This window comes from Collinsella aerofaciens, assembly GCF_028209625.1.
GTDB classification, from domain to species: Bacteria; Actinomycetota; Coriobacteriia; order Coriobacteriales; family Coriobacteriaceae; genus Collinsella; species Collinsella aerofaciens_AM.
Genome location: NZ_JAQLDU010000001.1, coordinates 41,489 through 64,195, shown reverse-complemented (window position 1 = coordinate 64,195; position 22,707 = coordinate 41,489). Strand labels below are relative to the sequence as shown.

The 22,707-nt window shown below is 65.6% G+C and carries 20 protein-coding genes; 14 read left to right on the top strand and 6 right to left on the bottom strand.

The window, feature by feature from the left end; genetic code table 11:
* Positions 1-4: 4 nt before the first annotated feature.
* Genes PMW70_RS00245 through cobK form a run of 14 tightly spaced genes read left to right on the top strand, consistent with a single transcriptional unit; the run spans position 5 to position 13,730 of the window.
* The gene (locus PMW70_RS00245; RefSeq protein ID WP_271743521.1) at positions 5-1,096 is read left to right on the top strand and encodes a cobalt-precorrin 5A hydrolase; all 1,092 of its coding nucleotides are present in this window, start codon (positions 5-7) and stop codon (positions 1,094-1,096) included.
* Positions 1,096-1,839 carry a precorrin-3B C(17)-methyltransferase gene (gene cobJ / locus PMW70_RS00240; protein WP_117564102.1) on the top strand — a complete coding sequence of 248 codons (744 nt, stop codon included), beginning with the start codon at positions 1,096-1,098 and terminating at the stop codon, positions 1,837-1,839. The genes PMW70_RS00245 and cobJ overlap by 1 nt, the downstream gene beginning before the upstream one ends.
* On the top strand, positions 1,827-3,299 hold the full coding sequence (gene cbiE, locus PMW70_RS00235; RefSeq protein WP_271743520.1) for a precorrin-6y C5,15-methyltransferase (decarboxylating) subunit CbiE: 1,473 nt from the start codon (positions 1,827-1,829) through the stop codon (positions 3,297-3,299). The genes cobJ and cbiE overlap by 13 nt, the downstream gene beginning before the upstream one ends.
* On the top strand, positions 3,296-4,678 hold the full coding sequence (locus PMW70_RS00230) for a cobyrinate a,c-diamide synthase (RefSeq protein WP_271743519.1): 1,383 nt from the start codon (positions 3,296-3,298) through the stop codon (positions 4,676-4,678). The genes cbiE and PMW70_RS00230 overlap by 4 nt, the downstream gene beginning before the upstream one ends.
* Entirely contained in the window at positions 4,671-5,813 is a 1,143-nt protein-coding gene (locus PMW70_RS00225; protein ID WP_271743518.1) for a nicotinate-nucleotide--dimethylbenzimidazole phosphoribosyltransferase, read from the top strand. Before PMW70_RS00230 ends, PMW70_RS00225 begins: the two co-directional genes overlap by 8 nt.
* Positions 5,810-6,358, top strand: a complete 549-nt coding sequence (locus PMW70_RS00220) for a bifunctional adenosylcobinamide kinase/adenosylcobinamide-phosphate guanylyltransferase (RefSeq protein WP_271743517.1) — start codon at positions 5,810-5,812, stop codon at positions 6,356-6,358. Before PMW70_RS00225 ends, PMW70_RS00220 begins: the two co-directional genes overlap by 4 nt.
* Positions 6,355-7,122, top strand: a complete 768-nt coding sequence (cobS, locus tag PMW70_RS00215) for an adenosylcobinamide-GDP ribazoletransferase (protein ID WP_089571795.1) — start codon at positions 6,355-6,357, stop codon at positions 7,120-7,122. The genes PMW70_RS00220 and cobS overlap by 4 nt, the downstream gene beginning before the upstream one ends.
* Complete coding sequence (locus PMW70_RS00210) at positions 7,119-8,120, top strand: histidine phosphatase family protein (protein ID WP_271743516.1); 1,002 nt, start codon at positions 7,119-7,121, stop codon at positions 8,118-8,120. The genes cobS and PMW70_RS00210 overlap by 4 nt, the downstream gene beginning before the upstream one ends.
* Entirely contained in the window at positions 8,120-9,094 is a 975-nt protein-coding gene (gene cbiB, locus PMW70_RS00205) for an adenosylcobinamide-phosphate synthase CbiB (RefSeq protein ID WP_124786709.1), read from the top strand. The genes PMW70_RS00210 and cbiB overlap by 1 nt, the downstream gene beginning before the upstream one ends.
* A complete protein-coding gene (locus PMW70_RS00200; RefSeq protein WP_271743515.1) occupies positions 9,091-10,314 on the top strand; it encodes a pyridoxal phosphate-dependent aminotransferase in 1,224 nt (407 codons plus the stop codon). Before cbiB ends, PMW70_RS00200 begins: the two co-directional genes overlap by 4 nt.
* Positions 10,307-11,806 (top strand): cobyric acid synthase, encoded by a 1,500-nt coding sequence (locus PMW70_RS00195; RefSeq protein WP_233541102.1) that lies wholly within the window; start codon positions 10,307-10,309, stop codon positions 11,804-11,806. The genes PMW70_RS00200 and PMW70_RS00195 overlap by 8 nt, the downstream gene beginning before the upstream one ends.
* Positions 11,803-12,318 carry a cob(I)yrinic acid a,c-diamide adenosyltransferase gene (locus PMW70_RS00190; RefSeq protein ID WP_117637731.1) on the top strand — a complete coding sequence of 172 codons (516 nt, stop codon included), beginning with the start codon at positions 11,803-11,805 and terminating at the stop codon, positions 12,316-12,318. Before PMW70_RS00195 ends, PMW70_RS00190 begins: the two co-directional genes overlap by 4 nt.
* On the top strand, positions 12,319-12,960 hold the full coding sequence (locus PMW70_RS00185) for a precorrin-8X methylmutase (RefSeq protein ID WP_271743514.1): 642 nt from the start codon (positions 12,319-12,321) through the stop codon (positions 12,958-12,960).
* Positions 12,957-13,730, top strand: coding sequence for a precorrin-6A reductase (gene cobK, locus PMW70_RS00180; protein ID WP_271743513.1), 774 nt, complete (start codon positions 12,957-12,959; stop codon positions 13,728-13,730). Before PMW70_RS00185 ends, cobK begins: the two co-directional genes overlap by 4 nt.
* A 211-nt stretch (positions 13,731-13,941) precedes the next feature.
* Here cobK and PMW70_RS00175 read toward each other — a convergent pair whose 3' ends face one another.
* The 6 genes from PMW70_RS00175 to metK form a co-directional block, all read right to left on the bottom strand.
* The gene (locus PMW70_RS00175) at positions 13,942-15,159 is read right to left on the bottom strand and encodes an ABC transporter permease (RefSeq protein ID WP_271743512.1); all 1,218 of its coding nucleotides are present in this window, start codon (positions 15,157-15,159) and stop codon (positions 13,942-13,944) included.
* Positions 15,156-15,929 (bottom strand): ABC transporter ATP-binding protein, encoded by a 774-nt coding sequence (locus tag PMW70_RS00170; protein ID WP_271729116.1) that lies wholly within the window; start codon positions 15,927-15,929, stop codon positions 15,156-15,158. The genes PMW70_RS00175 and PMW70_RS00170 overlap by 4 nt, the downstream gene beginning before the upstream one ends.
* Positions 15,929-17,365, bottom strand: coding sequence for an efflux RND transporter periplasmic adaptor subunit (locus tag PMW70_RS00165; protein WP_271743511.1), 1,437 nt, complete (start codon positions 17,363-17,365; stop codon positions 15,929-15,931). Before PMW70_RS00165 ends, PMW70_RS00170 begins: the two co-directional genes overlap by 1 nt.
* 132 nt (positions 17,366-17,497) lie before the next feature.
* On the bottom strand, positions 17,498-19,213 hold the full coding sequence (locus tag PMW70_RS00160) for a L,D-transpeptidase (RefSeq protein ID WP_271743510.1): 1,716 nt from the start codon (positions 19,211-19,213) through the stop codon (positions 17,498-17,500).
* Between the two features lie 149 nt (positions 19,214-19,362).
* The gene (gene sdaAA, locus PMW70_RS00155) at positions 19,363-20,970 is read right to left on the bottom strand and encodes an L-serine ammonia-lyase, iron-sulfur-dependent, subunit alpha (protein WP_271743509.1); all 1,608 of its coding nucleotides are present in this window, start codon (positions 20,968-20,970) and stop codon (positions 19,363-19,365) included.
* Positions 20,971-21,281: 311 nt separating this feature from the next.
* A complete protein-coding gene (gene metK, locus PMW70_RS00150) occupies positions 21,282-22,562 on the bottom strand; it encodes a methionine adenosyltransferase (RefSeq protein WP_271743508.1) in 1,281 nt (426 codons plus the stop codon).
* Positions 22,563-22,707 lie beyond the last annotated feature (145 nt).

Below are 22,707 nucleotides of genomic sequence, written 5' to 3'. Positions count from 1 at the left end.
TGCGTTGGCGGAGCGCATCGCACACGCGCTTTCCGATTGCGCGCAGACAGGTGAAGATGACCCTGGCTGGGACGTTTCCGTTTCGCGCGGGTTCGGCGAGTGGAAGGCCGACCTGCGCGCATGGACGGCGCTCGCGTGGGAAGCGTCGGACGCGCTTCTGTTCGTGGGCGCGGCGGGCATCGCCGTGCGGGCGATCGCGCCGCATGTCGCCTCGAAGGCAAGCGATTCTGCGGTTGTGGCGATCGACGAGGCGGGGCGCTTTGCCGTCCCGCTTTTGTCGGGGCATTTGGGCGGTGCGAACGAGCTTGCGCAAACTGTGGCACGCGCGGCAGGGGCCATCCCCGTCATCACCACGGCGACCGACGTCCGCGGCGTGTGGGCGGTGGATACGTGGGCTCGCTGTGCGGGGCTCGCCGTTTCGAATCCCGAGGCCATCAAGCGAGTGTCGGCGCGGCTGCTTTCGGGCGGGCGCGTGGCGCTCTATTCCGACATGCCGATTTCGGGACAGCTGCCTGAGGGGGTTGACATTGCGTCCGACCGCGCTCGGGCCGATATTGTCGTGTCGCCGTTCGCTGGCGCGAATGCAGGTGCGTCCGTTCGCGCGGCGGAGACAACGGGCGAGGTCGTGCCCGCCGGTGAGACGGGGAAGCCGGCGGGCGTGCGGGCGCAGACGTCTGCGCCCGAGCCGCTTCGCCTTGTCGTGCCCTGCATCGTTGCGGGCATAGGGTGCCGTCGCGGTGCGTGCGCCGAAGCGATCGGGGAGACGTTTCTTCTCGCGTGCGGGCAGGCGGGTATCTCGCCTTCGGCCGTGCGCGAAGCGGCGACGATCGACGTGAAGGCGCACGAGGAGGGTCTGCTCGCCTTCTGTCGCGCGCGCAATATTCCGCTTGTGACGTATTCCGTAGAGGAGTTGTCGCAGGTCGAAGGCAGCGTTTCAACATCTGATTTCGTGCGCGCGACGGTGGGGGTCGACAACGTGTGCGAGCGCGCGGCGCTCGCGGACGGGGGCAAACTTATCTTCCCGAAGCTCGCTCACGGCGGCGTGACCGTCGCGTTTTCCAAGGTAACTATCGAACTTTCGTTTAAGGAGCTGTGATGGGAAAGCTCTTCGTGGTGGGGATCGGCCCGGGCGGCCCCGACGGCATGACGATTGCGGCTCGGCGCGCGCTCGAGGCGGCCGACATCGTTGTGGGGTACACGAAATACGTGGAGCTCGCGCTCGCCGCCGTGCCCGACGCGGCGCATCTCGCGACGCCGATGATGCACGAGGTCGAACGGTGCCGCCTGGCGCTTTCGCGCGCGCAGAGCGGAGAAGCCGTGGCGCTTGTGTGCAGCGGTGACGCGGGCGTGTACGGCATGGCGAGCCCCGTGCTGGAGCTTGCGGAGGACTACCCCGATGTAGACGTGGAAGTTATCGCCGGGGCCACCGCGGCTCAGAGCGGGTCGGCGGTGCTCGGCGCCCCGCTTGCCCACGACTTCGCGGTCGTGTCGCTCTCCGACCTGCTCACGCCGTGGGAGGTCATCGAGCGCAGGCTCGCCGCCGTGGCGAGCGCCGACTTCTGCATCTGTTTGTACAACCCGCGCAGCAGAAAGCGCGCCGACAGGCTCTCGCGCGCGGCGAAGATTATGCTCGAATGGAAGGCCCCCGACACGCTCTGCGGCTGGGTACGCAACATCGGGCGCGAGGGGCAGCAGTCGGGCATGTGCAAGCTCTCCGAGCTGGGGGAGTTCGACGCCGACATGTTCACCACCGTGTTCGTCGGCAACGCGGACACGAAGCGCGTAGGCGGCCGTATGGTCACGCCGCGCGGGTATCGGGAGATTCCATGCGAAAGGTAACGATCATCGGGGCGGGGCCCGGAAACCCCGACTTGCTCTCGCGCGCGGCGCTCGACGCGATCGACATCGCCGACGTGGTCATCGGCGCTCATCGCGCGCTTGTCAGCATCGACGTGCCGCCCGACGTGGTGAGATGCGAGCTCGTGAAGACGGCGGACATCGTCGCCGCTCTCACCGATGCGGCGTCGTGGCAGCGCGCCGTGGTCGTGATGACGGGCGATGTGGGGCTGTTCAGCGGCGCGCGCCGCCTGGTGGAGGCGCTCTCCGGCGACGCGCGGGTGGACGTGCGCGTCATTCCCGGCATAAGCTCAGCGTCGTATCTCGCCGCGCGCCTCGCGCGTCCATGGCAGGATTGGCGCTTCGCGAGCGCTCACGGCGTGGCGTGCGACATCGTGGCCGAGGCCGAGCGCGCAGGTGAGCTCTTCCTCGCCACGTCGGGCGGGGAAGACCCCTCGCGGCTTTCGGGCGAGCTTGTGCAGGCGGGCTTCGGGGACGCGCGCGTGACGGTGGCCGAGCGCCTGTCGTACCCCGACGAGCGCATCACCTGCGCGACCGCAAGTGAAATCGCAGGTCAGACGTTCGACGACTTGAACGTGATGCTTGTCGAGCCCGCAGGCGGCGCCGGGTCGCCTGCGGGCTCTAGCGCAGCCTCCGAGGCGCCGGCCGGCGCGTCTGAGCCCGCGGCGGCTTCTTTCGCGGCGGACTCTGCGGGCGCATCCCGCGCCGCGAGCTCCCGCTGGCCGTACGCTTCCTCGGGCATTCCCGACGAGCTCTTCATCCGCGGCGACGTTCCCATGACCAAGCAGGAGGTGCGCGCCGTCGCGCTCGCGAAGCTGCGCCTTACCGCGACCGACACCGTGTGGGATGTCGGCGCCGGCACGGGGAGCGTGTCGATCGAGGCGGCGCTCGTCGCGCGAGCGGGGTCGGTATGGGCGGTCGAGCGCAACGCGGCCGGCGTGCGGCTCATCCGAGAGAACGCGGATGCATTCGGGTGCGGCAACGTGCATGCGGTCCCCGATGTCGCCCCCGAAGCGCTCGCGAAACTGCCTGTCCCCGACGCCGTGTTCGTCGGCGGGAGCGCGGGCGAGCTTCCCTCCATCGTGGAGGCGGCGCTCGAGAAGAACTCGCAGGTTCGCCTGTGCGTGCCATGCGTCACCGTTGAGACGCTCACCGAGGCGTGCGCGCTCCTCTCGGGTTCGCGCTTTAAGGGGTTCGAGGCGTGCCAGGTGTCGGCCGCCCGTGCCGAGGCTGTAGGCTCGCACCATCTTATGAAGGCGCAAAACCCCGTGTTCCTCGTCAGCGCGCGTGGTGCGGGCGCGGATGCCGAGGAGCTTGCCGAAGTCGGCGCGCTTGCTGAGTCGCCTGTCGGGGAGGACCTCTCTGTCGAGGGGAACCCATCCGTTGAGGTGGTCTCGCTTGCTAACTGCAGCGCCGCAGGTGGGGAAGGCGGCGCCCGGTGAGCACGTCCATCCCGCGCTTCATGGTCACTGCGCCCTCGAGCGGGAGCGGCAAGACGGTCGTAACGTGCGCGCTCCTGCGCGCGCTCGCGCGCCGCGGCCTTGCATGCGCGGCCTTCAAATGCGGCCCCGACTACATCGACCCGCTCTTTCATCGCCGCGTCGTGGGTGCGCGCTCGGGCAACTTAGACGGCTTCTTCACCGACGCCCCGACGCTGCGCGCCCTGCTCGCACGCGGCGCCGCAGGCGCGGATGTCGCGGTACTCGAGGGGGTTATGGGCTTCTACGACGGCATGGCGCCCGGCGTGGCCGACGCGAGTAGCTACCAGGTTGCGCGCGACACGGAAACGCCGGTCGTTTTAGTGGTGAACGGGCGCGGGGCGTCTTTATCGCTCGCCGCCGTAATCCATGGCATCGCCGAGTTCCTGCCTTGTGCGAACGTGCGCGGCGTCGTGCTGAACAAGACGAGCGCCGCTGCCTGCGCCTACGCGGCGCCTGCGATCGAGAAGCACACGGGCGTCACAGTTTTGGGGAATATCCCCGCCGACGAGGCGTTCTCGCTCGAAAGCCGGCATCTGGGGCTTGTGACCGCCGACGAGGTCGAGCAGCTCTCCGCGCGCATCGACAAGATGGCCGAGCTGGTGGAAAAGAGCGTCGACGTCGATCGCTTGCTCGAAATAGCGGCGACGGCACCCGATATCCGCGAGGAACCTTACCGGTTGGAGCTGATCGCGGGAGCGCGGCCCATCGTCGCCGTCGCACGTGACGAGGCGTTCTCGTTCTACTACGAGGAGAACCTGCGCGCGCTCGAGGACCTTGGTTGCGAGCTGGCCTTTTTCAGCCCCCTGCGTGATAGCGAGTTGCCCCGGGGGACAAGCGCCCTCTATCTGGGGGGCGGCTACCCGGAGCTCCATGCGCGGCAGCTCTCCGAGAACGCGCCGATGCGCGAAGCGGTGCGGCGCGCGGTGGAATCCGGCATGCCGACGGTCGCCGAATGCGGTGGGTTTCTGTACCTGCAGCGCGAAATCGCCGATAGCGAGGGGCGGCGCTGGCCTGTTGCGGGCGCCCTTGAGGGCGCAAGCGAGAACGGGGGAAGGCTGTCCCATTTCGGGTACGTGGAGCTCACTTCCCAACGCGACGGGCTCTACGGGCCGCGCGGCACACGCATCCGCGCGCACGAATTCCATTACTGGCAGTCCACCTGCCCGGGCGGCGACTTCTGGGCGCAGAAGCCCCGGCGCGACAAGGGCTGGCCGTGCATGACGGCCACCCCGTCCCTGGTGGCGGGCTTTCCGCATGTGTACTATCCCGCGAACCCCGACGTTGCGCGCGCGTTCGCATCTGCCGCAGCGTCGTTCGCAGAGAGGAGACGGCATGGCTGAAACAACCGAAACCGCGCTTGCCTGCATTCGCGAGGAAGTCGAGCGCGCGTTCTCGTCGGCGCCGGGCGCCGTGCTCGAAGCCGCGCTCTCCCGGATCGCGCCCGCAGACGAATGCGCCCGCGCCGCCGCGTACGCCGCGTGGGACTCCATCGCGCACCCCTTGGGGGGATTGGGCGACTTTGAAGACGCCGTCGCGTGTATCGCTGCAGCTCAGGGGAGCGCCGAGGTGGCCGAGTTTCCCCGTGCGCTCGCGGTATTCTTCTCCGACAACGGGGTCGTTGCCGAAGGCGTGTCGCAAAGCGGGCAAGACGTGACGCGAGCCGTCGCGCGCAACATGTGCGAGGGGGCCACGAGCGCCTGCCGCATGGCGGCGTTCGCGGATGCCGAGGTCGTGCCCGTCGACGTGGGTATGGCCCGGGGCATAGAAGACGCGCGCATGGTGCGCGCGAACGTGCGGCGGGGGAGTGGCAACATCGCGCACGGCTCCGCTATGTCTCGAGATGGGGCCGTGCGCGCGATCGAGGTCGGAATTGCCGTCGCGTGCGGGCTTGCCCGCGCCGGCGTGCGCCTTCTCGCCGCGGGCGAGATGGGCATCGGCAACACGACCACCTCGGCGGCGGTGGCCGCAGTGCTCATCCGGGCGGACGCGCGGAGCCTCGTCGGGCGCGGCGCGGGGCTCTCGGACGCCTCGCTCGCGCGCAAGCGCGACGTGGTCGAGCGCGCTATCGACGCGAACTCGCCCGATCCCGCCGACCCAATCGACGTGCTCTCGAAGGTGGGCGGCTTCGACATCGCGGCGATGTGCGGCTTCTACCTGGGGGCCGCGGCCTCGAAGGCGCCGGCGCTCCTCGACGGGGTCATATCCTGCACGGCGGCCCTGTGCGCGGCGCGCCTGTGCCCCAACGCCTTGGGTTACCTCGTGGGCACCCACGCATCAAGCGAACCCGCAAGCCAGGAGCTCCTTCGCGAGCTCGACATAAAGGCACCCCTCGACGCAGGCATGCACTTGGGCGAGGGCGCGGGCGCCATGGCGTATCTGCCCCTTCTGGATTCGGCGCTGCGCGTGTACCGGGATGGGAAGACGTTCACGGCGACTGGCATGGCTGCTTACGAGCATTTCGAGGCCGGGAAATGACGGTGACGCTCGTTATCGGCGCCGCCGCGAGCGGCAAGAGCGCCTACGCCGAGTCCCTGTGCCTCGGGCACGACGGCCCCCGCGTGTACCTGGCAACGATGGAGCCCTTCGGGGAAGAGGGCGCCCACCGCATTGCGCGCCATCGGGCGCTGCGCGAGGGCAAGGGGTTTTCCACCCTCGAGCGCACGCGTGACGTGGGCGCCGCAGTGCCCGGGCTTCCGCGCGGCTGCACGCTTCTTTTGGAGGACGTGGGCAACCTGGTTGCGAACGAGCTTTTCGCGGAAGGCGGCTTGTCCCCACGTGACCCCGACGCTGCGGCGCGCGAGGTGCTCGGAGGCATCGAACGGCTTGCTCAGGCCGCTGCGTATACGGTGGTGGTCACCGTCGACGTGTTCGCCGATGGGATGCGCTACGATGAGGGGACCGAGGCATGGAGGCGCGCGCTCGCGCGCGTGAACGCGGGCGTGGCGGCGCTGGCCGACCGCGCAGTCGAAGTGGTATGCGGGATTCCCGTGTGGATGAAAGGCGAAGGACCTACAAGGTGAAGATAGCAGAGGCAATCGGCGCGGCGTTCGGAACGTTCTCGCGCATCCCCGTCCCGAAATCGGCCTGGACCGATTTCGGATCAACCCATGCGCTTGCCGCGTTTCCCCTGGTGGGCCTTGCGGAAGGCTTCCTCATGACGGCGTGGGGGCACGTGGCGAACCTGCTCGGCGTGCCCGCGACCATCGTCGCGGCCGTGCTCGTGGCGCTGCCTGTGGCGGTGACGGGAGGCATCCATCTAGACGGGCTCTGCGACACCTCCGATGCGCTTGCAAGTTGGGCCCCGCGCGAGCGAAAGCTCGAGATCATGCACGACCCGCGGGCGGGCGCCTTCGGGGTCATCGGTGTTGTTGTGTACCTTATTCTGCAGTTTTCCCTGTTCACCGCGCTGCCGCTTACGGCGGGGGCGTTCCTCGCGCTTCTGTGCTCGCTCGTGTTCTCCCGCGCGCTTTCGGGACTCGCCGTTGAATGCTGGCCTGCCGCGCGGGCGGACGGCATGGCCGCGGGGCTCTCGCCTGCGAAGAAGCGCGCGGCGATCGTCGTGCCGCTTTGCGCTTTCGCTGCGGCTTCGGCTGCAGGGATGGTCGCGTGCGCTCAGGCCGTCGGCGCCCTTATGGCGGTGGCGGGGCTTTTGGCGCTCGCGTGGTACCGCCATGTTGCCCTGTCCCGCTTCGGCGGGGTGACGGGGGATTTGGCCGGATGGTTTCTGCAATGGGCCGAGCTCGCGATGCTTGCCATGCTGGTGGCGGGGGGCATGCTCCTATGATGCTCGTGGTAGGTGGCGCGCATTCGGGGAAGAGGACCTTCGTGCGCGAAAAGCTCGGGTTCGCGGCGAACGATTTCGTCGACGCGGCGCAGCTTGCGGAGGGCGGCGTGCCCGCGGCTTTTGGCGGCCGCGTCGCGTACCGTGTTGAGGAACTCGTACGCGCACTCGACTCTGACCGGGCGCTCGAGCGGCTGATCGGCTTCGACGCAGTGATTCTGCCCTTGGTCGGCTCGGGGGTCGTCCCCATGTGTGCGGAAGACGCCCAATGGCGCGAGCGCGCGGGGCGCCTGGGATGCGCGCTCGCTGCGCGCGCCGACGTCGTCGTGCGCATGACGTGCGGGATTCCCCAGGTCATCAAAGGAAACCTTGCCGATGCGCCTCGAGGGACGCAGGGCGCGGGCACGCCTTTGGAAGTCGTCTTCGTGCGCCATGGTGCCACGGCGGGCACGGAAGACCATCGCTACAGCGGGGCGGGCACCGACGAGCCCCTGTCGAGTGCGGGCGAGCGCGCTTTGCGCGACCTCGCGTGCGATCGTGACGTGTTCCGTGTTATCACGAGCGGCATGGTCCGCACCGACCAGACGGCGCGCATCCTCTTCCCGAACGCGGAGCTTATGGCGTGCCCCGGTCTGCGCGAGATGGATTTCGGCGACTTCGAGGGGCGAAGCGCCGCCGAGCTTAAAGAGGATGTGCGCTATCGCGCCTGGGTAGACTCCTGGTGCGAGACGCGCTGCCCGCATGGCGAGGGCAAGAGCGATTTCACCCGCCGCGTCGTCGCGGCGTTTCGGGAGGCGTGCAAATCGGAGCGCGCCTCGGGGAGCGGGCGCGCCGTCTTCGTCGTTCACGCGGGTACCGTGAAAGCGCTGCTCTCCGAGCTAGCTGTCCCGAAAACGGGATACTTCGACGTGCATACCGAGCCGGGCGGCGCATGGGCCGCCACCTGGGATGGGCGCTGCCTTCGCGACGTTCGCCCCGCTTCGGGGGGCGATGCCCGGTGATGACGATTCTTGCCGTCGCCGCCGGGTTCGCGGCCGACCTTGCCTTCGGCGACCCGCGCTGGCTTCCCCATCCCGTCGTCGCCATGGGGCGCGCGATCACGTGGGCCGAAGGCCGCCTGCGGGGCGCATTCCCGCAAACGTCCGCGGGCACACGCGCCGCAGGGCTTGTGCTCGCCGTGGCGCTTCCGCTTGCGTGTGGGCTTTTGACCTGGGGAATCCTGCATCTTTGCGGCATGGTTCACTCCGGCTTGCGCTTCGTGGCCGAGGCATGGGCGAGCTATCAGATTCTCGCGGCATGCGAGCTGCGCCGCCAGAGCCTGGCCGTTGCCCGCGCGTTCTCGAAGGGCGGACTTGTCGCGGCGCGCGAAGCCGTCGGGCTCATCGTGGGACGTGACACGTCTGTTCTCGACGAGCAGGGCGTCGCGCGCGCCGCCGTGGAAACGGTGGCGGAGAACGCGAGCGACGGTGTCATCGCGCCGCTTTTCTACCTTATGATCGGGGGTGCGCCTTTGGGCATGGCGTACAAGGCGGTGAACACGCTCGACAGCATGGTGGGCTACAAAAACGAGCGCTACATCGACTTCGGCTGCGCCTCGGCGCGCCTCGACGATGCGGTGAACTGGATTCCCTCGCGGTTATCGGCCCTGTTCATGATCGCCGTGTGCCCGATCGTCGGGCTCGACGCGCGCGGGGCGGCGCGCATCTGGCGCCGCGACAGGCGTCGCCATGCGAGCCCGAACGCGGCGCAGACCGAGTCGGCGTGCGCGGGTGCGCTCGGGCTGCGCCTGGCAGGACCCGCGGTGTATTTCGGCAAGCTCGTTGAGAAACCGACGATAGGCGACGCGTCCCGCGAAATCGAGTGGGGCGACATCGCCCGGGCGACAAGGCTCATGCTCGCCGCGTCCGTATGCGCGCTCGTCGTCTTCGGCGCCGCGCGCGCGGCGGTCGTGCTCGCCGTGGGGGCGATGGCATGAGGAAAGACCACGCCGCGCCCCGGGCTGCCGGGGGAATCCTGCGCGTCCGCACGCATGGGGGCAGCGCGCAATCGCTCGGCATCGCTTGCGAAGGGGGTGCCTCCGACCTCATTGACTTCTCGGTGAACGTGAATCCGGCAGGCCCCTCGCCGCGCGCCGTCGCCGCAGCTTGCAAGGCGCTTTCTCGAATCGACGCCTACCCCGATAGGGAAAGCCTCGCCCTCGTTCGCGCGCTAGCGCGCGACCAGGGCATTCCCGAAGATACTATCGTCTGCGGCGCGGGCGCGTCCGACATCATCTGGCGGCTCGCCGCGGCGGTGTGCCCGAAACGCATCGTCGTGTGCGCGCCGACGTTCTCTGAATATGCGGAGGCGGCATCGTACTACGGCGCATGCGTGCAGGAGTTCCCGCTCTCCGAAGCGGACGACTTCGACGTGCCCGCCTCCTTCGCCCGCGCGATCGAGGGGCCGGGAGACGTGGCGTACCTCTGCAATCCGAACAACCCGACGGGGCGCCTCGTCGACCCCAGCGTGATCGAGGCCGCGGCTTGCCGCTGCGAGCAGGTGGGCGCGCTGCTCGTCGTGGACGAGTGCTTCCTCGGATTTGCGCCCGACGCCCGCGAAAGGAGCGTGGCCGCACGCGCCGCGTGTTCGCGCCATGTGGCCGTGCTCTCCGCGTTCACCAAGCTCTACGGAATGGCGGGGTTGCGGTTGGGATATCTGATCAGCGGAAACGCCCAACTCATCGAGGGGATTCGCCGGGCGGGGCAGGCGTGGCCCGTCTCTTCGGTCGCCGAGGCCGCGGGTATCGCCGCCCTGGAAGACGTCGAATACGTCTCGCGCACGCGCGATGTATTGGAGGGCGAGCGAGCGTGGCTTTCCCACGAGCTCTCCTCGCTCGGGCTTTCCGTCGTGCCGTCGGATGCGAACTTCCTTTTAGTCCGCACGCCGGCGAAAGACATCCCCGAGCGCCTGTATGATCAGGGGGTTTTGGTCCGCACGTGCGGCTCGTTTTCGGTACTGTCCCGTTTCTGGTGCCGCGTCGCGGTGCGCACGCGCAAGGAGAACGCCCGGCTTGCGATGGCGTTCGGCCGTGCGCTTCGGGCGGAAGACGCATCGGGCGAAGGCGAACCCGACGAACGGGGCGGCGCTTCTTTCAGCGGCGCTATGGCGGGCGCGGATGGCCGAGGCTTGGCGAAGGAGGTCGATACCCGTGGGTAGGGCCAAGCCCATCATGATCCAGGGCACCATGTCGAATGCGGGGAAGAGCCTGCTCGCGGCGGGGCTGTGCCGCGTGCTTTCGCAGGACGGCCTGCGCGTGACTCCCTTCAAGAGCCAGAACATGGCACTCAACAGCGGCGTCACGGCCGACGGGCTCGAGATGGGGCGCGCCCAGATCATGCAGGCCGAGGCGTGCGGCATCGCGCCCGACGTGCGCATGAACCCCATCCTGCTCAAGCCCGAAAGCGGCCACCGAAGCCAGCTCATCGTGGCCGGCAAGGCGCAGGGAGCCTTCGCTGCGAGGGACTACTTCGCGCGAAAGAAGGCGCTCATGCCGCAGATTTTGGAGGCGTTCGATTCGCTCGCGGAGGAAAACGACGTCATCGTCATCGAGGGCGCCGGCAGCCCCGCCGAAATCAACCTTGCCGAAAATGACATCGTCAACATGGGGCTCGCGCGCGCCGTGTCCTCCCCCGTGCTGCTTGCGGGCGACATCGACCCGGGCGGGGTATTTGCCCAGCTCTACGGCACGGTCGCGCTCCTTGCGCCCGAGGACCGCGCGCTTTTGCGGGGGCTTGTGGTGAACAAGTTCCGCGGCGATGTGGAAATCCTGCGCCCGGGTTTGGCCCCGCTCGAGAAGATGTGCGGGGTTCCCGTCGTGGGGGTCGTGCCGTATCTCACGCTTGACCTGGACGACGAGGACTCGCTCGCGCCGCGCCTATCTGCCCGCGAGGCGCGCGGCGTCATCGACGTCGCCGTCGTGCGTCTTCCGCATCTGTCGAACTTCACCGACTTCGACCCGCTTTCGCGCGTGCCCGGCGTGGGCGTGCGCTACGTTTCCTCGACGACCGATCTGGGCCGACCCGACCTGGTGGTGCTTCCCGGCTCGAAGACTACGCTCGACGACGCGCGTTGGCTTGCGGCTAGCGGCATCGGAGCCTGTGTACGCGCGCTTTCGGGCGCGGGCACGCCGGTGCTCGGCATATGCGGAGGCTACCAGCTTTTGGGAGACGAGCTTTCCGACCCGCACGGCAGGGAAGGCGCTGGCACCGCGCGCGGGCTCGGGCTCATCCCTGCAAGTACGGTTTTCAAGGAGGAAAAGCGCCTCGCCCAGTCGGCACTGCGCATCACGGGCGCCCAAGGCGCGTTCTCGGTGTGGAACGGCATGATGGCGCGCGGGTACGAGATTCACGACGGCGAAACGACCGTCTCCTGCGCCCCTGCGGGCACGATTGGCGGCAAACCGGAAGGCGCGGCCTGCGGTAACGTGTTCGGAACCTATCTCCACGGCCTGTTCGACGAACCGGGGGTGGCGCTCGCCCTCGCGCGCTCGCTCGCGCGCATGCGCGGCCTGCCCGAGAGCGTCGTGGGTGACGCGGGCGCGGCGTCCGCGGCCGATCACCGTGCGCGTGAGTTCGACCGCCTGGCCGACGTCGTGCGCGGGGCGCTCGACATGGAGTATGTCTACCGCATTATCGAGGAGGGCGTATGATCCACGTGTATCATGGCGACGGCAAAGGCAAGACCACGGCGGCGATGGGCCTCGCCCTTCGCATGCTCGCTGCAGGCCGCCGCGTCGTCGTCGTGCAGTTCCTGAAAGACGGCGAAAGCGGGGAGGTGCGCCTGCTCGCTGAGCATTTCGGCGTGCCCGTGTTCGCGGGGAAGGCGTCGGACAAGTTTACCTGGTCGATGACGTCGGAAGAACTTGCCGCGACGTGCGAGCTGCACGATGGGAACCTCGCTTCCGCGCTCGCCGAGCTCGAGGGCGCGCAAGAGGGACTGCTCGTGCTCGACGAGGCGCTCGACGCGCTTTCGAAGGGGCTTGTCGACGAGGCGCTCGTGGACCGCGCGCTCGATATGTCCGCGCGCGGCGTCGAAGTAGCGCTCACCGGGCGCGCGCCTTCCCGCAAGATCGTGGAGAAGGCCGACTACATAACCGAGATGCGGTGCGAGAAACACCCCTACTCTCAGGGGATATGTGCAAGGGAAGGAGTGGAGTACTAGATGGATTCCAAGGAGATGGCGCCCGGCGACATCGAGCGGCGCAGCTTCGAGATTATCACCGAAGAGCTTGGCGGCCGCACGTTCCCGCCGCTCGAAGAGCCCGTCGTGAAGCGCGTCATCCACACCACTGCCGACTTCTCGTACGCCGATTCCCTCGTGTTCACCCATGACGCCGCGCACTGTGCGCTCGACGCACTGCGCGCAGGGGCCACGGTGCTCACCGACACGAACATGGCGCTCGCAGGCATAAGCAAGCCCGCGCTCGCGAAGCTTGGCTGCAAGGCCGTGTGCTTCATGGCCGACCCTGATGTCGCCGCGGCTGCGCGCGCCGCGGGCACGACTCGCGCCGTTGCGAGCATGGACAAAGCTTGCGGCATCGAGGGTCCGCTCATCGTGGCCGTCGGCAACGCTCCCACAGCACTTCTGCGCCTCGCCGAGCTCATCGACGCGGGGAAGATCGCGCCCGCGCTCGTCGTTGGGGTGCCGGTCGGGTTTGTGAACGTGGTCGAGGCGAAAGAGGAGCTACTCGCACGACGCGTGCCAGCCATCGTCGCGAGGGGTCGCAAGGGCGGCTCGACCGTGGCGGCTGCCATTATGAACGCGCTGCTCTACCAGATCACGCGCCCAGGCGGCCCGAAGTGACGGCGCCCGCATCCGCGCCGGCGCTGCGCATCTTCGCCGGCACCACCGAGGGCCGCCTTCTGTGCGAATGGGCGAGCAGGGCGGGCATCCCCGCCCGTGCCTACGCGGCAACCGAGTACGGAGGCGAGCTTTTGGGCGAGCTTCCGGGCATCGAGGTGCATGCGGGCAGGCTCGACGATGCCGACATGGAGCGCGAGCTTTCCGGCGCGTGCATCGTCGTCGACGCCACGCACCCCTTCGCTACGCTCGCAAGCGGCAACATCCGGGCCGCTTCGCTCGCCGTGGGTGCACGATGCCTGCGCCTTGCGCGCCCGGTCGAGGCGCTGCCCAAAGGCGTCGTGCCGGTCGCGTCGATCGCCTGCGCGGCGCGCTTTCTCTCCGAGAACCCGGGTCGCGCGCTTCTCACGACGGGGAGCAAGGAGCTTGCTCCCTACACGCGCGTCGCCGATTTCACGGAGCGCTTTTTCGTACGTGTGCTCCCGCTGCCCGGTGCTATAACGAAGTGCATCGACGCGGGGTTTTCGCCGTCGCACGTCATCGGCATGCAGGGTCCCTTCACCCGCGAGCTCAACGAGGCGATGCTTCGGCAGGTGGGCGCCCAGTGGCTTGTGACCAAGGACTCGGGAACCGTAGGCGGCACGGCCGAGAAGCTCGCCGCCGCGCATGACGTGGGAGCGCGCTGCATCGTGGTCACCCGTCCCGCCGAGGGAGGTGGGGCCCTTTCGCTTCGGGAAGTGGAAGACGCGCTCTTACGGGAGTTCGCGCGTTAGGCGCTCGCCACGGCTGCGCGCCCTCTCGCCCGCGAGGAGGAGCGCCCCGAGCAAGCTCGACCCGTACAAGCCCGTCATCCACCAATAGCTCGAGGACGACGCCCGGAACTGGTGCAAACAGCCCTTTAATAAGTTGCGGTGAAATAGTGTCTGTTTTTGCTGCTAGATAGCATATTCAGTCCCTAATTCACCGCAACTTGTTGGTGGTGGCTTACTGGTAGCGTAGGCACTCCACCGGGTTGAGCTTTGCCGCGCGGCGAGCGGGGTAGAAGCCAAAGATTACGCCGATGCCGACGGAGACGGCGAAGGCCAGCAGCACCGTGGCGATTGAAAAACTCGGTGTGATTTGCCCGCTGGCTCCGAGCTCGCCAAGAATCCCGGATCCGGAGGCAAACATCGCGAGGCCCCAGGCCAGCAGATAGCCAATCAGGACACCCAGTAGGCCACCGGTGACGCACAGCGCCGAGGACTCGGCCAAAAACTGCGCGGTGATATCGCGACGACTGGCACCCAGGGCACGGCGAATACCGATCTCGCGGATGCGCTCAGTCACGTTGGTGAGCATCATATTCATAATGCCGATACCGCCGACAAGCAGCGAGATGCTGGCGACAGCACCCATGATGAGCGAGAACGCGCCCATAAAGGAGTTGAGTGCATCGATGGCGCTTTTCATGGATGCCGCCGATACACTGTCGTACTCATCATCCTCCTCCTCGATGCCCTTCATCGCGCGCACCTTGGACTCGATGGCCTTACAAAGCTCATCCATGTCCGTGCCCTCGGCGGCAAGTGCCGTCACGCTGGGGAATGAAGGATTCTCGTCGCCAAACAGCCCGGCGATGGTTTCGCGTGGCATATACAGCGTGAGCGAGCCCATGGAGTCGCTGCCGCCATCAATCACGCCTACAATCTGCACCTCGCCGTTGGACACCTTGATGGTTTTCCCCACCGCGTCCTGTTCGTTGCCGTAAAGCTGATCGGCGCCGCCGCGGCTGATGAGCGCCACGCGCGAGCCTGATTGGGACTCGGCCTGGGAATAGGTTCGCCCCGCAACGAGCTTGCTGGCCCCCACGGCGTCGAGCATGTCGCTGTCGACGCCCTGCGCCATGACGGTATAGCTTTTATCGCCGGTCTTGTATTCGGTATACGCGCTGTCGACAATGCCGATCTGCTCAATCTGCGGCAACAGTTTTTGAAGCTTCTCGATGTCCGACTCGGTGAGTTCTTGCGACGAATAGATTTGCACCATGCGTGCCGCATTGAGGCCCAGGCTGTTGACCAGGCTGTTTTGGATGCCGCCGATGAGCGAGGTCATGGCGATGACCGAGGCAATGCCAATGACGATTCCCAGGATGGTGAGCAGGCTGCGCCCCTTGTTGGCCTCGAGCGAATGAAGGGCTTCCTGGATGAGATCGCGGGCGCTCATGCCATCACTCCTTTCGGCGGGTTGGCGGAGGCGGAAATCATGGGCAGGCTATCTACGGCGCTGCGCAGGGTCCGCGGTGCATGTGGAATATACGCGCCGTCGTGAATGCGACCGTCGCGTATGGTCACGGCACGGTCGGCCTCGGCGGCAATGCCGGGGTCGTGTGTGATAAGCACGATGGTTTTGCCACGCTCCTGGAGCTTATGGAAGGTCTCCATCACAAGCGCTCCGGTTGCGGAGTCCAGGTTTCCCGTTGGCTCATCGGCCAGGATGATGGGCGGGTCATTGACGAGGGCGCGCGCGATGGCGACACGCTGCATCTGGCCGCCCGAGAGCTCGGATATGCGGTGGTCCCAGTGGTCGACCGGTAGCGTGACGGCCTGCAGTGCGTGCACGGCGCGCATCTCGCGCTGGCTACGGGGCACATTGGTGTAGGCCAGCGGCAGCATGACGTTTTCGATAACCGACAGGCGCGGCAGCAGGTTGAAGCTCTGAAAGACAAAGCCAATGCTCAGGGCGCGAACTTCGGTGAGCTCGTCATCATCGAGCTCGGCCACGTTGAGCCCTTGCAGGTAGTAGTCGCCTGCCGTCGGTTTATCCAGGCAGCCTAGGATGTTCATGAGCGTCGACTTGCCCGAGCCCGAGGGGCCGGTGATAGCGACGAACTCGCCGGGATCTACCGCCAGGCTCACGTTGTGCAGGATATGGGCGCAGCCGGCCTCGCTCTCAAAGATACGGTGCACGTTGCGAATGTCGATGACGGGACGCATTACATACCCTCGTCGGCAGACATGTTGCCCGAATCCGCGCTGTGGCCGCCGTCAGCCGTTGCGCCCGCTCCGGTGTCCATGACGAGGGTGTCACCGTCGCGCAGTTTGGTTGTGGGCACGCCAGGATTGATTTCGTTGCCCTGGTCGTCGCGCTTGATCTGTGTCTTGCCGACTACGGCTTCGTTGTCGTTTTGTGTCACGATGGTCACCTTCACGCGACGGGTTTGCTTGCCCTCGTCATTGGTTGCCACGTTGACGTAATAGTGTTCGCCATCTTCGGTCATGAGCGCCATCGTCGGCACCATCACCACGTCGTCGAGCTGCTCGGTCACCACCGAGACCTCGGCTGTCATGCCCGGCTTCAGGCGCGCGTCGGGAGCCTCGATGAGGATGTCGACGTTAAAGGTTACGCTGCCGCCGCCGGAGTTGGAGTCGGAGTTTGCCACCGAGGCGATGGCCGTGACCGTCCCCTGGCTCACAATATCGGGAAACGCGGGATAGGTCACGTTGGCGCTCTGGCCCACGGCGATCTTGGTGATGTCCTTTTCGCCCACCTGAACCGTTACCTTCATCTTGGAGAGGTCGGCGATCTGCATGCACTGCTTGCCGCCGCTCGTATCGCTTTCGCCCATGATCATGCCGCCTGTTACCGTGGCGCCCACCTTGGCGTTAAGCTCCACGATGCTGCCCGAGCTCGGCGCCGTAACCGTGCGCCCGGCGGCCTTGGCGTTCGCCTGATCGAGGTTTGCCTGGGCTGATGCGAGGCTGCGCTGTGCGGCCGATACGGTGTTCGTGTCGGCGGACCCAGCGGAGGCGCCTGCCGCTGCGGCGGAAGCTGCATCGACGTCCGTCGTTGGGGTGGCCTGCGCGGAAGCGAGGGCTTTCTGCGCGTTGGCGAGGTCTTCCTGGGCGGCTGCAACTGCACGCTGCGCCTCGGCAACGTTGCGATCGAGCTCGTCGTTTTTAATGGTCATAAGCACGTCGCCCTCGTTGACGGATTGGCCTGCCTGCACGTTGATCGAATCGACCGTGCCGTCGACAGAAGGGGAGACCACTGAGGACGAAATGGGTTTGAGCTGGCCTTTCGCCTCGACCGTTGTGGTAAACGTGCCCTCGGTCACCATGTCGGTCACAGGCTCGCTAACGCCCTGTGGCTGCGCATTGATAACCAGGGTTGCGACAATGGCAATGAGCGCGATGGCACCTACGACGCCGGCGGCAATACCGCGTCGAATCAGCTTTTTGCGTCGACGTTCGGCACGTTTTGCCTTGAGCTTGGCATATGCCTCTTCATCGGAAATCTCGGCCGTATCGTTCGTGCGTTCGCTCTGCTTGTCGGCATGTACGTTTGTAATCAGAGGAATCGTTTCGGTGGCACCTTTGGGCGTGCGCTCGGTATCATCTGGGCCCGGGGTGATCGTGGGGACATTCGGCATAGCGTCTCCTTTATAGAAAGAACCTCGATAATTATATGCGCCCACCGGTTGGGGCGGGCGCATAGGACGGTTTCTTTCGGAACTGTTAGATTGGTCGCAGCGGTTCCACGTTGTAGGAATGCGCGCGTTGCACTACGAGTGGACAACTACGCACAGGCCGACTTTGATGCAGTCGTGAAGTGCCTTGGCGTCTGCCAGGCGCAGGTTGATGCAACCGTGGCTGCCGCACCACTTGTACGACTCGGCATTATCGAAGCTCTTGTCGTTTTGCCAGGTGGCATCGTGGAAGCCGATCATGTTGCCCTCAAACGGCATCCAGTAGCTCACCGGGCTCTCGTATTTGGGCTTGCCCGTCTCGGGGTCCTTGGCGCCAATCAGCGTGCTCGCGCCGTCGTTGCTGTTGATCTGCCAGACGCCTTCGGGCGTGGCGTCTTCGCCCGGTTTGCCGGAAATAAAGTTGGCCTCCCACACGATATTGCCGCTCTCGTCGTAGTAGCGCGCGTGCTGCTCGGACAGATCGACGTCGATATACGCCTTCCAGTCGGGCTCTCCCTTTGCGGTAAAGGTGTCGGCCTTCTGGGAGTACTTGATCTCGATTTCGCCGGTCTGCTTGTTGTTAATGGCGTCCTCGACCTGCTTGGCGAGCGAGCTGCTGTCAATGGACCAACCAAAGTCACCGCCTTCGACGGCACACTGCTTGCCATCGGCGCGCGTCCACCAGCGAGTGGAGCCCACGGTATTAAAGCCGTTGGCGAGCTCGGCTGCCCAGCTGCTGATCTGCGACGTATCGAGCGTGGGGTTGGCCGGATCGGCAAAGCTGATCCACTGCAATACGGAGCCGCCATCAACCTTGCCGGCATCTTCGCCGTTAAGCTTGAGGGTCACGTTGACGCCCAAGAAGTTATTGGCGGCATCGCATGCGGCCTGAATCTGATCGTCGGTCAGCGTTCCATTGAGCGGCTCATAGGCATCGTTGCCGAGCTTGGAAAGATCTACGGTCTCGGCCAGCGAGGCAAGCTCGAGCTCGGCATACTTAATGACATGCTCGCGGTTGAGTTTTTCGTTGGAGCGCGCCTTCTCGACGGTAAACTTGCCGGCCTGCTCGTCATAGGAGCTATTGGCCTCGAACGCGCCCGAACGCCCCTCGTTAAACTCGTCGATGGCGGCGCCCAGATCCTTCTCAAACTGCTTTTGGTCAAAGGTGTCGGAGAGCATGGACAGGTCGACGTCTTGATCAAGATCGACTTCGTTGGAGCTAGCGGTTGTTTTGGTCTTGCCGCTTAAGGATTCTACAAGGCGAACCGGCCATACAATGGCTTCGTTGCGGCTGATAATCTCTTTTGCGGCAGCTTCGCCGTCGACAATGGGCTCATCGGACTCGGGCTGATAGGTCCAGCTAAAGTCATCGCCTGTCACGGTGAGCTTATAGTGCTTCCAAGCCGAGTTGACCTTGGTGGCGGCAGACGAAGCGTTGGAGAACGAGACATCGACGCCGGCGATAGTGGTGTTGGGATAGGCTACCTGCGAAAACGCTACGACGCCTACGATATAGACAATGACGATAAGACCCAGAACGACAAAGAGCGTCGTCTTTTTGCCCGACTTATTGTTCTCGGCGGGTTTGCGTGCGGGGCCGCGATCGCCTCGAGCGTGCGTGGGGGGCTGCTTGGGCGCATTGCCATTTGCCTGGCGCTGCTGATGCTGCTTGTTCGGACGTTGGGAAACGTTTGCCGCACCTCGCTGCTGACCGCGGCTCGGCGCGATAGGACGCGGCGACTGAACGCCGCCGGTGTGCCTGCTCGGCTGCTGCGGATCGGGAATCAGTTGAGTTCGATCGTTTTGCGACATCGTATGCATATCCTTCGGATTTCGCCTTGCGGCTCATCGTGTTTTTACTGGGCTTGCATTATAGCGATTACCCAGTTGTTTGTGGTATGGAAACGGTGGCATTCAAAAGAGGTGGGACAAATGTCCCACCTTCGAGTCTTTCTTTGTCGCTATCCGCACACACCGCATTTTGCACAGGCCGAAAGTGCGGCCGGAGCCTGCGCGATGCCACCCTTTGCCGTCTCGCGCAGCGTGGCCGGCAACGCGTGGCCCACGGAGAGCATGACGTGCGCCATCTGGTCAAACGGCACCAGGCTCTTGATACCGGCAAGTGCAAGCTGCGCCGAGCTAAAGGCGGCTGCCACGCCGATGGCGTTGCGGTTTTGGCAGGGTACCTCCACGAGGCCACCGACGGGGTCACAAACGAGGCCCAGCAAGTTACTCAGCGCGATGGAACTGGCGTCGAGCGCCTGCCCGGGCGTGCCGCCGAGCATCTGCACCAGCGCGGCGGCTGCCATGGCGGCCGCACTTCCGACCTCGGCCTGACAGCCGCCCTCGGCGCCGGCGACGCAGGCGCTCGTGGTGAGGTTGAGGCCGATGGCGGCTGCGCAGTAGAGCGCGTCCATGACCTGCTCGTCGTCGAGCTGAAGGTGATCGGCGAGCGCCAGCACGCAGCCGGGCACGACACCCGCGGAGCCTGCCGTGGGAGCGGCGACGATCACTCCCATCGTGGCGGAGCGCTCGAGCACGGCCATCGCGCGGGCCACGGCATCGGTTTGAACGGTGCCCATTAGGCTCGTGCTCAAATCGTTGCGGCCGGTGGCATCGACGAGTTTAGCCTCGCCGCCGATAAGCCCGCCGAGCGATCGCTGCGGATTGACGATGGGGGTCGTGGTCTCCTCGCGCATGACGTCGAGCACGCGGCGCATGGCGGCGACGGCGTGGGCCTCGCCGGTCAGGCGCGCCTCGCGAACGGCCATGACGGCGCCGATGTTGAGGCCGAGTTCGGCGCAGGCGTCGAGCAACTGCGCACCATCGTCAAAGATTTCCTTGGCCGAAACGCCGGGGGAGAGCGACGAGGCCGAGCCCGGGAGCTCGATAAAGGTGGCGTAGTTTACATTGTCGAGCTTGCGCAGCATGGGGATGACGGTGTCGTCGGGGGCGCCATCGGTTTCAAAGACGGAGTATGCCTGGCCGCCCACCTCGGTGCGGTAGGTGCGGCAGAAAGCGATGTTTACATGTGCGTAGGCGAGCAGGTTCGTGAGCGCGGCGAGCACACCGGGGACGTCCTGGTGTGCCACGAAGAGCGTGGAATACATGCCCGAGATATCGACGCCGACGCCGTTGATGCGGCTGATGCGCATCTTGCCGCCGCCGAGGCTCTCGCCGCGGACCTGCGCCGTGGCGCCCGTATCGTCGGCCATGTCGATGTCGACGGTGTTGGGATGGATGGAGGCGTCGTCGCCCTTAATTTCAAAGTGGTAGTCGAGGCCCTGCTCGCGTGCGAGGTCGAAGGCCTGCTTGATGTTCTCGTCGTCGGTGTCGAGGCCCAGGATGCCCGCGACGAGCGCACGATCGGTGCCGTGGCCGCGGTAGGTGTGGGCAAAGGAGTTCCACAGGCCAAAGGTGACCTTAGTGATGCGGCCTTCCAGCAGGCTGGCGGCAACTTGGGCGCACCGCAGGGCGCCGGCGGTGTGCGATGAGCTGGGGCCGACCATGACGGGCCCCAAGATCTCGAATGCCGAGGTCGTAGCTAGTGTTTGCGGCTTGCCTGCCATATGCGCTCCTGTTCTATCCCGTCGTTCCGAGGGCTTTGGTATTTGGTCGCCTGCTCTACAGTCCTGACTCGCACGGAGGCCACATTAAGTGGCCTCCGGCTCGTGCGGAATTCGCGATCGACCAAATACCAAAGCCCTCGGAACTTAGGATACATGGTAGGGGCACGCTTGCTGCAAAATTCATCAGCTGGGAACCTATTCTGCGTCCCATGTCGACTCATCTTCGCCACCGGTTAATAAAAAAGAGGTACCGGTTGTTCCGGTACCTCTTTTTGGCGTGTTTCTATTTGGCTGTGGCTTTTCTCGTAAGCCTACAGGCCACAGGCTGCTTTGAGTTCTTCGACTCGGTCGGTCTTCTCCCAGGTAAAGTCGGCGTCTTCTCGGCCGAAGTGGCCGTAGGCTGCCGTCTTTTCGTAGATCGGTCGACGCAGGTCTAGGTCGCGGATGATTGCGCCCGGGCGCAGGTCGAAGGTCTTCTCGACGGCCTCGACGATCTTGTCCTCGGCAACATGCGCGGTACCGAAGGTGTCGACCATGATTGAGAGGGGCTTGGAAACGCCGATGGCGTAGGCAAGCTCGACTTCGCAGCGGTCGGCCAGACCGGCGGCGACCACGTTCTTAGCGACCCAGCGCGCGGCATACGCGGCGGAACGGTCGACCTTGGTGCAGTCCTTGCCGCTAAAGGCGCCGCCGCCGTGACGGCCGTAGCCGCCATAGGTGTCGACGATGATCTTGCGGCCGGTGAGGCCCGTGTCGCCCATGGGGCCGCCTACGACAAAGCGACCGGTGGGGTTCACATAGATGTCCGCGTTGTCCCACGGCATGTTCTCAGCGGCCATGACCGGGGTGATGACGTGTTCGATGAGGTCGGCCTTGATCTTGCCCATCTCCTCGATCTCGGCGGCGTGCTGCGTGGAGATGACGATGGTCGTGACCTCGACTGGCTTGCCTTCCTCGTAGCGCACGGTGACCTGGGTTTTGCCGTCGGGACGCAGATAGGCGAGGGTACCGTCGTGACGCACGGCGGCCAGGCGCTCGGCCAGGCGGCTTGCCAGGTAGTGTGGCATGGGCATGAGGGTCTTGGTCTCGTTGGAGGCATAACCGAACATCATGCCCTGGTCGCCGGCACCGATCAGGTCGATCGGGTCGGTGGTAGCGCCGGTCTGTGTCTCGAAGGACTCGTCGACGCCCTGGGCGATATCGGGCGACTGCTCGTGGATGAGGCTCATAACGCCGCAGGTGTCGCAGTCAAAACCGAACTTGGCACGGTTGTAGCCAATGCGGCGGATGACGCCGCGGGCGATTTCCTGTACGTCGACGTAGGCCTGGGTGCGAATCTCGCCGGCGACGATGACCGTGCCGGTGGTCACGAGGGTCTCGCAGGCGCAGCGGACGTTCTCCACGTTGGCAGGCACGCCGTTGGGGGCGATGTAGCCCTGCTCCTGGAGCTCTATTTCTTTGGCGAGGATTGCGTCGAGGACGGCGTCGCTGATCTGGTCAGCGATCTTATCGGGATGACCTTCGGTCACCGACTCCGACGTAAAAACAAAGGACCCGTGTTGGGGTGGGATGGAACGAAGTTCTTCTGACATGATTGTCCTTTCAAAAACGTGTCCCGGCGACCGTTACCATTCCGCCGGGCTCTCTATGCAAGGGCACATCATAGCGCGTAAATCAAACATTCACACCCTTTCCGCACCTACTCATTGGGGACAGACTTAAATGACCAGCCAATAG

Bases quoted from the DNA above. Each gene is read 5' to 3' on its own strand.
- PMW70_RS00190 (WP_117637731.1), top strand. From the start codon at position 11,803: ATGATCCACGTGTATCATGGCGACGGCAAAGGCAAGACCACGGCGGCG.
- PMW70_RS00165 (WP_271743511.1), bottom strand. From the start codon at position 17,365: ATGCCGAATGTCCCCACGATCACCCCGGGCCCAGATGATACCGAGCGC.
- PMW70_RS00225 (WP_271743518.1), top strand. From the start codon at position 4,671: ATGGCTGAAACAACCGAAACCGCGCTTGCCTGCATTCGCGAGGAAGTC.
- PMW70_RS00170 (WP_271729116.1), bottom strand. From the start codon at position 15,929: ATGCGTCCCGTCATCGACATTCGCAACGTGCACCGTATCTTTGAGAGC.
- cobJ (WP_117564102.1), top strand. From the start codon at position 1,096: ATGGGAAAGCTCTTCGTGGTGGGGATCGGCCCGGGCGGCCCCGACGGC.
- PMW70_RS00175 (WP_271743512.1), bottom strand. From the start codon at position 15,159: ATGAGCGCCCGCGATCTCATCCAGGAAGCCCTTCATTCGCTCGAGGCC.
- cbiB (WP_124786709.1), top strand. From the start codon at position 8,120: ATGACGATTCTTGCCGTCGCCGCCGGGTTCGCGGCCGACCTTGCCTTC.
- metK (WP_271743508.1), bottom strand. From the start codon at position 22,562: ATGTCAGAAGAACTTCGTTCCATCCCACCCCAACACGGGTCCTTTGTT.
- PMW70_RS00160 (WP_271743510.1), bottom strand. From the start codon at position 19,213: ATGTCGCAAAACGATCGAACTCAACTGATTCCCGATCCGCAGCAGCCG.
- PMW70_RS00200 (WP_271743515.1), top strand. From the start codon at position 9,091: ATGAGGAAAGACCACGCCGCGCCCCGGGCTGCCGGGGGAATCCTGCGC.
- sdaAA (WP_271743509.1), bottom strand. From the start codon at position 20,970: ATGGCAGGCAAGCCGCAAACACTAGCTACGACCTCGGCATTCGAGATC.
- PMW70_RS00185 (WP_271743514.1), top strand. From the start codon at position 12,319: ATGGATTCCAAGGAGATGGCGCCCGGCGACATCGAGCGGCGCAGCTTC.
- PMW70_RS00220 (WP_271743517.1), top strand. From the start codon at position 5,810: ATGACGGTGACGCTCGTTATCGGCGCCGCCGCGAGCGGCAAGAGCGCC.
- cbiE (WP_271743520.1), top strand. From the start codon at position 1,827: ATGCGAAAGGTAACGATCATCGGGGCGGGGCCCGGAAACCCCGACTTG.
- PMW70_RS00210 (WP_271743516.1), top strand. From the start codon at position 7,119: ATGATGCTCGTGGTAGGTGGCGCGCATTCGGGGAAGAGGACCTTCGTG.